The sequence below is a fragment of the Cellulophaga tyrosinoxydans genome, assembly GCF_900176415.1.
GTDB classification, from domain to species: Bacteria; Bacteroidota; Bacteroidia; order Flavobacteriales; family Flavobacteriaceae; genus Cellulophaga; species Cellulophaga tyrosinoxydans.
Map to the genome: position 1 here is coordinate 11,162 of NZ_FWXO01000001.1, position 13,940 is coordinate 25,101.

At 34.5% G+C, this 13,940-nt stretch carries 8 protein-coding genes and 1 pseudogene; 1 reads left to right on the plus strand and 8 read right to left on the minus strand.

Annotated elements, in window-relative coordinates; translation table 11 throughout:
* Nucleotides 1–1,102: pseudogene (locus tag B8963_RS15895) on the minus strand (hypothetical protein); the annotation flags it as partial.
* A 413-nt stretch (nt 1,103–1,515) separates the two neighbouring features.
* On the opposite strand from B8963_RS15895, the gene B8963_RS00040 reads away from it, so the two are divergent.
* Nucleotides 1,516–3,105, plus strand: a complete 1,590-nt coding sequence (locus B8963_RS00040) for a peptide chain release factor 3 (protein WP_084059269.1) — start codon at nt 1,516–1,518, stop codon at nt 3,103–3,105.
* A gap of 59 nt (nt 3,106–3,164) precedes the next feature.
* Here the strand turns inward: B8963_RS00040 and B8963_RS00045 are convergent, their stop codons facing one another.
* From B8963_RS00045 to rplK, 7 genes are all read right to left on the minus strand, one after another.
* Entirely contained in the window at nt 3,165–3,470 is a 306-nt protein-coding gene (locus tag B8963_RS00045; protein ID WP_084059270.1) for a DUF3467 domain-containing protein, read from the minus strand.
* Between the two features lie 13 nt (nt 3,471–3,483).
* A complete protein-coding gene (rpoC, locus tag B8963_RS00050) occupies nt 3,484–7,782 on the minus strand; it encodes a DNA-directed RNA polymerase subunit beta' (protein ID WP_084059271.1) in 4,299 nt (1,432 codons plus the stop codon).
* A 66-nt stretch (nt 7,783–7,848) separates the two neighbouring features.
* The gene (gene rpoB / locus B8963_RS00055) at nt 7,849–11,658 is read right to left on the minus strand and encodes a DNA-directed RNA polymerase subunit beta (RefSeq protein ID WP_084059272.1); all 3,810 of its coding nucleotides are present in this window, start codon (nt 11,656–11,658) and stop codon (nt 7,849–7,851) included.
* A gap of 132 nt (nt 11,659–11,790) precedes the next feature.
* Nucleotides 11,791–12,168: a 50S ribosomal protein L7/L12 gene (gene rplL, locus B8963_RS00060; protein WP_084059273.1), complete on the minus strand. Its 378-nt coding sequence runs from the start codon at nt 12,166–12,168 to the stop codon at nt 11,791–11,793.
* Nucleotides 12,169–12,221: 53 nt separating this feature from the next.
* Nucleotides 12,222–12,740 carry a 50S ribosomal protein L10 gene (gene rplJ, locus B8963_RS00065; RefSeq protein ID WP_084059274.1) on the minus strand — a complete coding sequence of 173 codons (519 nt, stop codon included), beginning with the start codon at nt 12,738–12,740 and terminating at the stop codon, nt 12,222–12,224.
* A gap of 11 nt (nt 12,741–12,751) precedes the next feature.
* The gene (gene rplA / locus B8963_RS00070; protein ID WP_084059275.1) at nt 12,752–13,441 is read right to left on the minus strand and encodes a 50S ribosomal protein L1; all 690 of its coding nucleotides are present in this window, start codon (nt 13,439–13,441) and stop codon (nt 12,752–12,754) included.
* 19 nt (nt 13,442–13,460) lie between these two features.
* Complete coding sequence (gene rplK / locus B8963_RS00075) at nt 13,461–13,898, minus strand: 50S ribosomal protein L11 (protein WP_084059276.1); 438 nt, start codon at nt 13,896–13,898, stop codon at nt 13,461–13,463.
* Between the last annotated feature and the right edge of the window lie 42 nt (nt 13,899–13,940).

Genomic DNA, 13,940 nt, shown 5'->3' on the forward strand with positions numbered 1-13,940 from the left:
TGTTCTCTTCTGTTGTAGCTGTATCATCAACTATTTCAATAGTATTGTCACAAGCGTTTTTGTTGGAAGCTTCACGAAAATCAAGTATTCCATTAGAATTTGAATCCAAAGGTGCAGTATAACCTTGACCGTTTTCGCCTGAAACAACTTTTCCCATTGAGTTAACAGTAGGTGGAACTAAGCTTCCTAATCTACCATCTCTATTTTCAACTAAAAAAGCATCAATAAAGCCTGCCTCCATAGTATCAGAACAACTATCATTGTCAGAATCTAAATCTCTAAAATCAGGAGTTTGATCACCATCTGTATCAACTGGTGTTATTCCTTCACCAGAACCAGGAGTTGTCTCATAATGATCATCAAGACCATTACCATCACTATCCATACCACAAGGCGCTTTAAATTCGCTTGTAGTTTGTGCCTCAACATTATCTAAAATACCATCATTATCAGAATCCAGATCTCTAAAATCAGGTTTAGTATCTCCGTCGGTATCAACAGGAGTTATTCCAATAGTAGAACCATTTTCATAGGCGTCATCAAGTCCGTTTCCATTATTATCAAATGTACATGGGTGAATATAATTACTGTCTCCTTGACTCTCAACGTTATCCAATATTCCATCATTATCAGAATCAATATCTAAATAATCTGGTTTACCATCATTATCGGTATCGATAGGCATTAATCCTCCACAACTCCCTGGTGATACTTCATAAGCATCGTCTAAACCATTACCATCAACATCTTTACCGCTTGGTGCAATATAACCCGTAGAGGTTTGCGCTTCTACATTATCTAAAATTCCATCATTATCAGAATCAATATCTAAATAATCAGGAATTCCGTCTTTATCAGTATCTCTGGGAGCAGTTGCATGATACCCTTCATTGGTATCAATTATTCCATCTCCATCATCATCTATATCTTTAGAATTTGGAACTTTATCACCATCTGTATCAGTATAGTAAAAAGAAAATGAAAAATCTACCGTATCAGCTTTATTCGAAAATGAAGTGAACAGGAAAAATAAAATCAAAAGACCAAATGAAACTTTAATTTTGGAACTCGACTTGTATTCATTAAAAGTAAAAATATCCATACGCGTTAGCATTTTTATTAACTAATCACCATGGCTGTAGGATAAAATATTTAGTAAGAAGATGGGGTCTTCAAAACTTTTAAAATATAGTGCAAGATATAGCTTAAAATTATATTCACTAAATTAAATGTTAATGGAATAGATTATTAATCTGCCAAAATCATATAAATTCGATGAACAGCACAATCAAATTTTACTTGAACCGAATATAGATACGGATTATCGGAGCAAAAAGATTAGCACAAAAATACCATCGCGCCAAATACTAAGATAAATAGCGAGAAAAGAAATAAATTCTTTCCTCATAATCAGCAAATTGTAAAAATTTAATTGGTGAAAATGGCGATAAACATTTTTTAAATTTTATAAAAGAAGTACAATTTATTTTATCCTATTTTTGCAAAAATTATAATATGAGTTTTGAAAAGGAAATTCAAAGAAGGAGAACTTTTGGTATTATTTCGCACCCAGATGCCGGAAAAACAACTTTAACTGAAAAATTACTTTTATTTGGTGGCGCTATTCAAGAAGCAGGAGCCGTAAAAAATAATAAAATTAAGAAAGGCGCAACAAGTGACTTCATGGAAATTGAACGTCAACGTGGAATATCTGTAGCCACATCCGTTTTAGCTTTCATATACAAAGACAAAAAAATAAACATACTAGATACACCTGGTCATAAAGATTTTGCTGAGGACACCTTTAGAACACTTACAGCAGTAGACAGTGTAATTGTGGTTATTGATGTTGCCAAAGGTGTTGAGGAACAAACCGAAAAACTTGTTGAAGTTTGTCGAATGCGGAACATTCCAATGATTGTCTTTATTAATAAGATGGATAGAGAAGGTAAAGATGCCTTTGATTTATTAGATGAAGTAGAACAAAAATTAGGTCTTTCTGTTACTCCCTTAAGTTTTCCCATAGGAATGGGATACGATTTTAAAGGAATCTATAATATATATGAAAAAAATATAAATCTATTTAGTGGGGATAGCAAAAAGAATATTGAAGATGTAATCGCGTTTGACAATATTGAAGGTCCTGAATTAGAAAAAATCATCGGCACAAAAGCTGCAAAAGATTTACGAGACAATCTTGAGCTAGTTCATGGAGTGTATCCAGAATTTGATAGAAACGAATATTTAGAAGGAAAGTTACAACCGGTATTTTTTGGTTCAGCACTAAACAATTTTGGTGTGCGCGAGTTATTAGATTGCTTTATTGATATAGCTCCAACACCAAGACCTAAAAAAGCTGAAGAAAGACTTGTAAATGCTAATGAAAAAGAATTCACTGGTTTTGTTTTTAAAATACATGCGAACATGGATCCAAAACATCGTGATCGTTTAGCATTTATAAAAATAGTTTCTGGAACTTTTGAACGCAATACACCATACTTGCATGTACGTCACAACAAGTCTATGAAATTCTCAAGTCCGAATGCATTTTTTGCTGAGAAGAAAGAAATTGTAGACATCTCTTATCCAGGAGATATTGTGGGCCTTCATGACACTGGCAACTTTAAAATTGGAGATACACTAACTGAAGGTGAAATACTTCATTACAAAGGAATTCCAAGTTTTTCTCCAGAACATTTTAGATATATTAACAACGCAGACCCATTAAAATCGAAACAATTATTCAAAGGAATTGATCAATTAATGGATGAAGGGGTTGCTCAGTTGTTTACTTTAGAAATGAATGGAAGAAAAGTAATTGGAACCGTAGGCGCTTTACAATACGAGGTTATTCAGTATCGTCTTGAACATGAATATGGAGCAAAATGCACCTATGAAAACTTTCCAGTATATAAAGCCTGCTGGGTAGCACCCAAAGACCCTAAAAATGATGAATTTAAAGAATTCAAGAGGGTTAAACAGAAATTTTTGGCTAAAGACAAAACAGGTCAGTTAGTTTTTCTTGCCGACTCACAATTCTCTTTACAAATGACCCAACAAAAATACCCAAGTGTTATACTGAAATTCACTTCTGAATTCGAGTAATTACCTAAATTTTTAAAGTATAAAAAAAATCCCGTGATTTTCATCACGGGATTTTTTGTTTATGCTTCTCCTGTAGGCCCAAAATTTATTGGGATTGGAGTTTGTTCGTAATCCTTGATAGTTCCATGTGCTTTTTCAAACCTGCTGACATTATCATTTAATGCTTTTAAAAACTTTTTAGCGTGCTGAGGAGTAAGAACTATTCTACTCTTCACCTTCGCTTTCGGAGCTCCCGGCATCATACTAATAAAATCAACTACAAATTCTGATACAGAATGATTTATAATTGCCAAATTAGAATAAATTCCTTCAGCAGTTTTTTCATCCAATTCTATATTAATTTGTTTTTGGTTTTGATCACTCATTAAAAACTATTTTTTAGAATTTAAATTCCTCTTTACGAGCCATGATTTCATCATACTCTTCTTTAGAACCAACAATAATACTATCGTAATCTCTCATACCTGTACCTGCAGGAATTTTATGTCCTACAATTACATTTTCTTTCAAGCCTTCTAAATCATCAACCTTACCAGCTACTGCCGCCTCGTTTAATACTTTAGTTGTCTCTTGGAAAGATGCTGCAGAAATAAATGATTTAGTCTGTAATGAAGCACGAGTAATACCTTGTAGTATTGGCGTTGCTGTTGCAGCAATCGCATCTCTAGCTTCAACTAAAGCTTTATCATTTCTTCTAAGTACAGAGTTTTCATCTCTTAACTGACGAGCTGATATAATTTGGCCCGCTTTTAAGTTATCAGAATCTCCTACTTCAACAACAACTTTCTTTCCGAAAATTTCATCATTTTCCGTGATAAAATCATCTTTATGAGCTAATTGATTTTCTAAGAAGATAGTATCTCCTGGATCTTGAATTCTAACTTTACGCATCATTTGACGTACTACTACCTCAAAATGCTTATCATTAATTTTCACTCCTTGTAAACGGTATACTTCTTGAACTTCGTTCACTAAGTATTGTTGTACCGCTGAAGGACCTTTAATTGCTAAGATATCCTCTGGAGTAATTGATCCATCAGAAAGTGGCATACCAGCACGTACATAATCGTTTTCCTGTACTAATATTTGATTAGAAAGTTTTACTAAATACTTTTTAACCTCACCTAATTTAGACTCAATAATAATTTCTCTGTTACCTCTTTTGATTTTACCGAAAGAAACAACACCATCAATTTCTGAAACAACAGCTGGGTTTGAAGGGTTACGAGCCTCAAATAACTCGGTAACTCTTGGAAGACCACCTGTAATATCCCCAGATTTAGCAGATTTACGTGGAATCTTAACAAGGATTTTACCTTCTTTTATCTTCTCGCCATTATCTACCATAATGTGCGAACCTACTGGTAAGTTATATGAACGTAATACTTCATCTTTACTATTCATAATAAGTAAAGTTGGTATTAATTTCTTATTTCTAGATTCTGAAATTACTTTCTCTTGGAAACCAGTTTGTTCATCAATCTCTACTTGGTAAGTAACACCTTGATCAATATTTTCATAAGCAATCTTACCCGGGAATTCAGAAACTATAACTCCGTTATATGGATCCCACTGACAAATTACTTCGTCTTTTGCAACTTTAGCACCATTCTTAACGAATAATTGAGATCCGTAAGGAATGTTGTTTGTACTTAAAACAATACCTGTTTTTGCATCGACAACTTTAATTTCTGATGTTCTAGAAATAACAATCTCAGATGCATTACCATCGTTATCAGTAGAAGTAACAGTTCTTAAATCTTCAATTTCCGCAATACCGCCAAATTTTGCAGCAAGCTTATTATCTTCAGAAATGTTTCCTGCGATACCACCCACGTGGAAAGTACGCAATGTTAACTGAGTTCCAGGCTCACCAATTGATTGTGCAGCAACAACACCAACAGCCTCACCTCTTTGTACCATTTTATTGGTTGAAAGGTTTCTTCCGTAGCATTTACCACAAATTCCTTTTGATGCCTCACAAGTTAATGCTGAACGTACTTCAATTTTTTCAATTGGAGACGCTTCTACAACTTTAACATCAGCTTCTAATATTTCTTGTCCAGCTCTTAAGATCAACTCCTCAGTTAAAGGATTATAAACATCATGTAAAGAAACTCTACCTAATATTCTTTCTCCTAAAGACTCAACAATTTCTTCATTTTTCTTTAATGCTTCAACTTCAATACCTCTTAAAGTACCACAATCTTCAGTATTAATAATAACATCTTGAGAAACATCTACTAAACGACGTGTTAAGTAACCTGCATCCGCCGTTTTTAAAGCCGTATCTGCAAGACCCTTACGAGCACCGTGTGTTGAAATGAAGTATTCAAGAATTGAAAGACCTTCCTTAAAGTTAGAAAGAATTGGGTTTTCAATAATCTCTCCCCCACCTGCTGTAGATTTTTTAGGCTTAGCCATTAATCCACGCATACCTGTTAACTGACGGATTTGTTCCTTAGAACCCCTCGCACCAGAATCAAGCATCATATACACCGAGTTAAATCCTTGTTGGTCTTCACGAATACGTTTCATTGCCAACTCAGTTAGCATTGCATTTGTAGAAGTCCAAACATCAATAACTTGGTTATAACGTTCGTTATTTGTAATTAGACCCATGTTATAGTTGGTCATAATTCCATCAACTTGTCCGTTAGCATCAGCAATCATTTCATGCTTTTCTGGTGGAATAATAATATCCCCTAAGCTAAATGAAAGACCACCTTTGAAAGCGAACTCATAACCCATGGTTTTAATCTTATCTAAGAAATCTGCAGTAGTAGGTACATCTGTAACCTCAAGAATTCCACCAATGATATCTCTTAAAGATTTTTTATTCAATACAACGTTTATGTATCCTGCTTTTTCAGGAACCATTCTATTGAATAAAACTCTACCTACAGTTGTTGGAATAATTTTATAAACCAACTCACCTGCTTCATTGAAATCTTTTGCTCTAACTTTTACGCCAGCGTTAAGATCAACCATACCTTCATTAAAAGCAATTACAACTTCTTCTGAAGAATAGAAAGTTAACCCCTCACCTTTTACAGGCACTTCTGGTGTAGATTTACGCTCTTTGGTCATATAGTAAAGACCCAAGACCATATCCTGAGATGGTACCGTAATTGGTGAACCATTTGCAGGGTTTAATATATTGTGAGATGCCAACATTAACAATTGACATTCTAAGATAGCTTCTGGTCCTAATGGTAAATGCACCGCCATTTGATCTCCATCGAAATCCGCATTAAATGCAGTACAAACTAATGGATGTAAACGAATAGCTTTACCTTCAATTAACTTAGGTTGGAATGCTTGGATTCCCAAACGGTGTAACGTAGGAGCCCGGTTTAACAAAACAGGGTGACCTTTTAAAACATTTTCAAGAATATCCCAAACTACAGGCTCTTTCTTATCTATAATCTTCTTAGCAGACTTTACTGTTTTTACAATACCTCTTTCAATCAGTTTACGGATTACAAAAGGTTTGTAAAGCTCAGCAGCCATATCTTTAGGAAGACCACATTCAAATAATTTTAATTCTGGTCCAACAACAATTACAGAACGTGCTGAATAATCCACACGCTTACCAAGTAAGTTCTGACGGAAACGACCTTGTTTACCTTTTAAAGAATCTGAAAGAGACTTTAATGGTCTGTTTGATTCTGTTTTAACAGCAGAAGCTTTTCTTGTGTTATCAAATAAAGAATCTACAGATTCTTGAAGCATACGCTTCTCGTTTCTAAGAATAACCTCAGGAGCTTTTATCTCAACTAATCTTTTAAGACGGTTGTTACGGATAATTACTCTTCTGTAAAGATCATTTAAATCTGATGTTGCAAAACGACCACCATCTAAAGGAACTAGAGGACGTAATTCTGGTGGAATAACTGGGATTACTTTCATAATCATCCACTCAGGTCTGTTTTCTCGATTTTCTTGAGACTCTCTTAAAGATTCAACAACTTGAAGTCTTTTTAAAGCTTCTGTTTTACGTTGCTTAGAAGTTTCAGTATTCGCTTTATGTCTTAATTCATATGAAAGCTCATCTAAATCTATACGAGCTAAAATATCAATTAAACACTCTGCACCCATTTTAGCAATAAACTTATTTGGGTCTGTATCTTCTAAATATTGATTTTCTACTGGAACTGATTCCAATATATTTAGGTATTCTTCTTCAGTTAAGAAATCCATTTTATTGATTTCTTCACCTTCTGGACCTTTTGCAATACCTGGTTGAATTACAACATAACGCTCATAATAGATAATCATGTCTAATTTCTTAGAAGGTAATCCTAATAAGTATCCAATTTTGTTAGGTAACGAACGGAAATACCAGATATGAGCAACAGGTACTACCAAATTAATGTGACCAACTCTATCTCTACGTACTTTCTTTTCTGTAACCTCTACACCACAACGGTCACAAACGATTCCACGATAACGAATTCTTTTGTACTTACCACAAGCACATTCATAATCCTTTACAGGACCAAAAATACGCTCACAAAAAAGACCGTCACGCTCTGGTTTGTGCGTTCTATAGTTAATAGTTTCTGGCTTTAAAACTTCTCCCCTTGATTCCGCCAAAATAGATTCTGGTGAAGCCAATCCAATTGAAATTTTATCGAACCTTTTTATTGTGTTATTATCTCTTTGTCTAGCCATAACAATATGGTGATGATAAATTAAATTTGTGTTACTAAATAGTGTCTCTTTAAAAACCTATTACTACTACTCTTCAAGTCTAATATCTAAACCTAATCCTTTAAGTTCATGCATTAATACATTGAAAGATTCTGGTAAACCAGGTTCTGGCATTGTTTCTCCTTTAACGATTGCTTCGTACGTTTTAGCTCTACCTACAACATCATCAGATTTAACTGTTAATATTTCACGTAAAGTAGCAGAAGCACCGTAAGCTTCAAGTGCCCAAACTTCCATCTCTCCAAAACGCTGACCACCAAATTGTGCTTTACCACCTAGAGGTTGTTGCGTTATTAATGAGTATGGTCCGATAGAACGAGCGTGCATTTTATCATCTACCATGTGTCCTAATTTCAACATGTAAATGACACCAACTGTTGCAGGTTGATCAAAACGTTGTCCTGTTCCACCATCGTAAAGATAGGTATGTCCAAATCTTGGTATTCCAGCTTCGTCTGTAAAGCCGTTAATTTGATCAAGAGTAGCACCATCAAAAATTGGTGTTGCATATTTCTTGCCTAATTTAAGACCTGCCCAACCAAGAACAGTTTCATAAATTTGACCAATGTTCATACGAGATGGTACACCTAATGGATTTAATACAATATCAACTGGTGTTCCATCTGCTAAGAAAGGCATATCTTCATGACGAACAATTCTAGAAACAATACCCTTGTTTCCGTGACGTCCTGCCATTTTATCCCCTACTTTAAGCTTACGTTTTTTAGCAACATAAACTTTAGCCAATTTCATAATACCAGCTGGTAATTCATCACCCACAGAAATAGTAAACTTATCTCTTCTTAAGTTACCTTGAAGATCATTAAGCTTAATTTTATAATTGTGTAACAAATCTGCAACTAAAGTATTTGTATCCTTATCTGTTGTCCAACTACCACCTACAAGGTGAGCAAAATCATCAACAGCATTAAGCATTTTCATGGTATATTTCTTTCCTTTAGGAAGTACTTCTTCACCAAGATCATTTAATACTCCTTGAGAAGTTTTACCATTTACCAAGTTGAATAACTTCTCAACTAAGATATCTTTTAATTGTTGGAATTTAACTTCGTATTCTAACTCTAATTTAGAAATAGCTTCTTTATCTTCTGAACGTTTTCTCTTATCCTTAATAGAACGTGAGAATAATTTTTTATCGATAACCACACCTCTTAATGAAGGCGAAGCTTTTAAAGATGCATCTTTTACGTCTCCAGCTTTATCACCGAATATAGCACGTAATAATTTTTCTTCAGGAGTTGGATCAGATTCTCCTTTTGGCGTAATCTTACCAATTAAAATATCACCAGGCTTTACTTCAGCACCAATACGTATCATACCATTTTCATCAAGGTCTTTTGTAGCCTCTTCTGAAACGTTTGGTATATCGTTTGTTAATTCCTCAGCACCTAATTTTGTATCTCTAACTTCCAAAGAATATTCATCTACATGGATAGAAGTAAAAATATCTTCACGAACAACTTTTTCAGAAATTACAATAGCATCCTCAAAGTTATATCCTTTCCAAGGCATGAAGGCAACTTTTAGGTTTCTACCTAAAGCTAATTCTCCATTTTCTGTAGCATATCCTTCACAAAGAACTTGGCCTTTTTTAACTTTATCACCTTTTCTTACGATAGGTTTTAAATTAATGCTTGTTCCTTGGTTAGTTTTTCTAAATTTAACTAATTCGTAAGTTTTTGAATCTTCTTCAAAACTTACCATACGCTCCTCATCAGTTCTATCATACTTGATAGTAATGATTTGAGAATCTACGTATTGGATAACTCCATCTCCTTCAGCATTAATCAATACTCTAGAATCCGAAGCTACTTGGCGTTCCAAACCAGTACCAACAATTGGTGCTTCTGGTCTTAATAATGGAACAGCCTGACGCATCATGTTTGACCCCATCAAGGCACGGTTCGCATCATCATGTTCCAAGAATGGAATTAACGATGCAGAAATAGATGCAATTTGATTTGGCGCAACGTCAGTATAATGAATTTCAGCAGGATCTACAACTGGGAAATCCCCCTCTTCTCTAGCAATAACTTTCTCAGCAGTAATATTTCCTTTTTCATCCATTGGAATGTTTGCTTGCGCAATTTTCATTCCTTCCTCTTCTTCTGCACTTAAGTAGCTAAAGTTTTCAATATCAACTTTACCATTTTCTACTTTTCTGTATGGTGTCTCAAGGAATCCCATAGAATTCACTTTAGAGAATACTGAAAGTGAAGAAATAAGACCAATGTTTGGACCTTCAGGAGTTTCAATTGGGCAAAGTCTACCATAGTGTGTATAGTGAACGTCACGTACTTCGAAACCAGCTCTTTCTCTAGATAAACCACCTGGTCCAAGAGCTGATAATCTTCTCTTGTGTGTAATCTCGGCTAATGGATTCGTTTGATCCATAAATTGAGATAATTGGTTTGTTCCAAAGAATGAATTAATTACTGAAGATAATGTCTTAGCATTAATCAAATCAATTGGTGTAAACACTTCGTTATCACGTACATTCATACGCTCACGAATAGTTCTAGCCATACGAGCTAAACCTACACCAAACTGCTGAGATAATTGCTCACCCACAGTTCTAACACGGCGGTTAGATAAGTGATCAATATCATCAATTTCAGCCTTAGAGTTAATAAGCTCAATTAAATATTTGATAATAGTTATGATATCTTCTTTAGTCAAGACTTGCTTGTCCATTCCAATATCTAAACCTAATTTTTTGTTCATTCTATAACGACCAACTTCACCTAAGTTATAACGTTGATCAGAAAAGAATAATTTATCAATAATACCTCTTGCTGTTTCCTCATCTGGCGGTTCAGCATTACGTAATTGACGGTATATGTGTTCTACAGCCTCTTTTTCAGAGTTTGTAGGATCTTTTTGTAATGTATTGTGAATAATACCATAATCTGATTGAGCAGCACTTTCTTTATGCAAAAGAACTGTTTTCACATCAGCATCAACTATTTGCTCAATGTGCTCTTTTTCTAGAATAGTATCACGATCTAAGATAATCTCATTTCTTTCAATAGAAACCACCTCACCAGTATCTTCATCAACGAAATCTTCGTGCCATGTATTCAAAACTCTAGCAGCTAATTTACGTCCTAGTACTTTTTTCAGTCCTGCTACCGAAACCTTAACCTCTTCAGAAAGATCGAAGATTTCTAAAATATCCTTATCACTTTCAAAACCAATAGCTCTAAAAAGTGTAGTAACAGGTAATTTTTTCTTTCTATCAATATAAGCGTACATAACGCCATTGATATCTGTTGCAAATTCTATCCAAGATCCTTTAAAAGGAATTACTCTTGCAGAATATAACTTAGTTCCATTTGCATGGAATGATTGTCCAAAGAATACACCTGGAGATCTATGTAACTGTGAAACAACTACACGTTCGGCACCATTTATAACAAAGGTACCACTAGGTGTCATGTAAGGAATAGTTCCTAAATAAACATCCTGTACAATAGTTTCGAAATCCTCATGTTCCGGATCAGTACAATATAATTTTAACCTTGCTTTTAGCGGAACGCTATGGGTAAGACCTCGCTCAATACATTCTTGTATTGAATAACGTGGTGGATCTATAAAATAATCTAAAAACTCTAATACAAACTGATTTCTTGTGTCTGTAATAGGAAAGTTTTCTTGAAAAGTATTATAAAGTCCTTCATCTCCCCTTTCGTCAGATTTAGTTTCAAGTTGAAAAAAATCTTGAAATGACTTAACCTGAATGTCCAAGAAATCCGGATAATTCGGGATATTCTTAGCGGATGCGAAATTTATTCTTTCAGTCTGATTTGTAAACATCAATGGACAAAATTTTGATTATGAATACTTACTTTAATATTGCATGTAGTTTATGGCTACATACATAAATAGGTTTAGGTCTAGCCACCAAAAGTGAAAAGACCTAAACCAAAAATAATATGGTTGCTTATATTATTTAAGCTCAACTTCTGCTCCTGCTTCTTCCAATGATTTTTGAATTCCTTCAGCTTCATCTTTAGAGATACCTTCTTTAATAGCTTTTGGTGCGCTATCAACGATATCTTTAGCTTCTTTTAAACCTAAACCAGTTAATTCTTTAACTAATTTTACAACTGCAAGCTTAGATGCTCCAGCAGCTTTCAAGATAACATCAAATTCTGTTTTCTCTTCAGCAGCTTCGCCACCAGCAGCAGCTCCACCAGCAGCAACTGCAACAGCAGCAGCAGCAGGCTCAATACCATACTCATCTTTTAATATATTAGCTAATTCATTAACCTCTTTTACAGTTAAGTTAACTAATTGTTCTGCGAAATCTTTTAAATCTGCCATTTTTCTATCGTTTAATAAAATTTTAAAATATAATTGTTTTTAGTGCGTACGTTTTATTTCTCTGATAAAGTTTTAAGTATACCAGCAAGTTTACCACCACCAGACTTAAGACCAGAAATAACATTCTTAGCCGGAGACTGAAGTAACATGATAATATCACCAATAACTTCTTCTTTAGATTTGATATTAACTAGAGCCTCTAATTGATTATCACCAATATAAACTGCTTCTTCAACAAAAGCACCTTTTAATAATGGTTTATCTTTAGTTTTAGCTCTGAAAGTCTTAATCAATTTTGCAGGTCCATTAGCTGTTTCTGCAAACATTAAAGAAGTACTACCTTTAAGAACTCCTGGAAGATCCCCGAAGTCTTTTTCAGATGCATTCATTGCTTTTGCAAGCAATGTATTTTTAACTACGGCTAATTTTATATTAGCCTTAAAGCAAGCTCTTCTTAAATCAGAAGTTGTTGCTGCGTCTAAACCAGAAATATCTGCTAAGTAAACTGTTGAAGCATTACCTAATTGCGCAGTTAAATCTTCTATTACGTTTAATTTTTCTTCTCTTGTCATCTTAATACGAATTAAACTGATTTAGTATCTAATTGCACACTAGGACTCATAGTACTAGACATGAAAATACTTTTAATATATACACCTTTTGCCGCAGTTGGCTTTAACTTGTGTAAAGTATCAATAAGTTCTTTTGCATTTTCTTGGATTTTATCTGCTGAAAATGAAACTTTTCCAATTGCTGCGTGAACAATACCAGTTTTATCAACTTTGAAGTCAATTTTACCTGCCTTTACTTCAGCTACAGCTTTTGCAACATCCATAGTTACTGTTCCAGTTTTTGGATTCGGCATTAAACCTCTTGGCCCTAAAACTCTACCTAAAGGTCCTAATTTACCCATAACACTTGGCATTGTGATAATAACATCAACATCTGTCCAACCGTTTTTTATTTTATCCAAATACTCATCTAACCCTACAAAATCAGCTCCGGCTTCTTTAGCCTCAGCTTCTTTATCTGGTGTTACTAAAGCAAGAACTTTTACGTCTTTACCTGTACCATGAGGCAAGGTAACTACACCACGTACCATTTGATTAGCTTTTCTAGGATCAACCCCTAAACGAACAGCTATTTCAACAGACGCGTCAAATTTTGCTTTTGTTATCTCTTTTACTAAAGCTGACCCTTCTTTTAAAGAATAGATTTTATTCTTATCTATCTTAGAAAGCGCTTCTTTTTGATTTTTTGTTAATTTTGCCATTATAAATGCTTTTTAAGAATTAAAAAGGTCTTGTTCCTGAAACTTTTAAACCCATAGATCTTGCTGTTCCAGCCACCATGCTCATTGCAGACTCTATTGTAAATGCATTTAAATCTACCATTTTGTCTTCAGCAATAGTTTTAATTTGATCCCAAGAAACGTTACCGTTTTTTACACGGTTAGGCTCGCCAGATCCCTTTTTAATCTTAGCCGCTTCCATAAGCTGAACTGCCGCCGGCGGTGTCTTTACAACGAAGTCAAACGACTTATCCTTGTATACGGTGATAGCAACAGGTAATACTTTACCTTGTTTGTCCTGTGTACGTGCATTAAATTGCTTACAGAACTCCATGATGTTAACACCGGCAGCACCTAAAGCGGGTCCAACCGGTGGCGATGGATTCGCTGCACCTCCCCTAACTTGTAGTTTAACTACTTTACTTATTTCTTTTGCCATTGTTTAAAATTAAATTCTATTGTGTTTATTGGAAGCAACACA

Bases quoted from the DNA above. Each gene is read 5' to 3' on its own strand.
- B8963_RS00045 (WP_084059270.1), bottom strand. From the start codon at position 3,470: ATGAGTGATCAAAACCAAAAACAAATTAATATAGAATTGGATGAAAAA.
- rpoB (WP_084059272.1), bottom strand. From the start codon at position 11,658: ATGTTTACAAATCAGACTGAAAGAATAAATTTCGCATCCGCTAAGAAT.
- rplJ (WP_084059274.1), bottom strand. From the start codon at position 12,740: ATGACAAGAGAAGAAAAATTAAACGTAATAGAAGATTTAACTGCGCAA.
- rplA (WP_084059275.1), bottom strand. From the start codon at position 13,441: ATGGCAAAATTAACAAAAAATCAAAAAGAAGCGCTTTCTAAGATAGAT.
- rpoC (WP_084059271.1), bottom strand. From the start codon at position 7,782: ATGGCTAGACAAAGAGATAATAACACAATAAAAAGGTTCGATAAAATT.
- B8963_RS00040 (WP_084059269.1), top strand. From the start codon at position 1,516: ATGAGTTTTGAAAAGGAAATTCAAAGAAGGAGAACTTTTGGTATTATT.
- rplL (WP_084059273.1), bottom strand. From the start codon at position 12,168: ATGGCAGATTTAAAAGATTTCGCAGAACAATTAGTTAACTTAACTGTA.
- rplK (WP_084059276.1), bottom strand. From the start codon at position 13,898: ATGGCAAAAGAAATAAGTAAAGTAGTTAAACTACAAGTTAGGGGAGGT.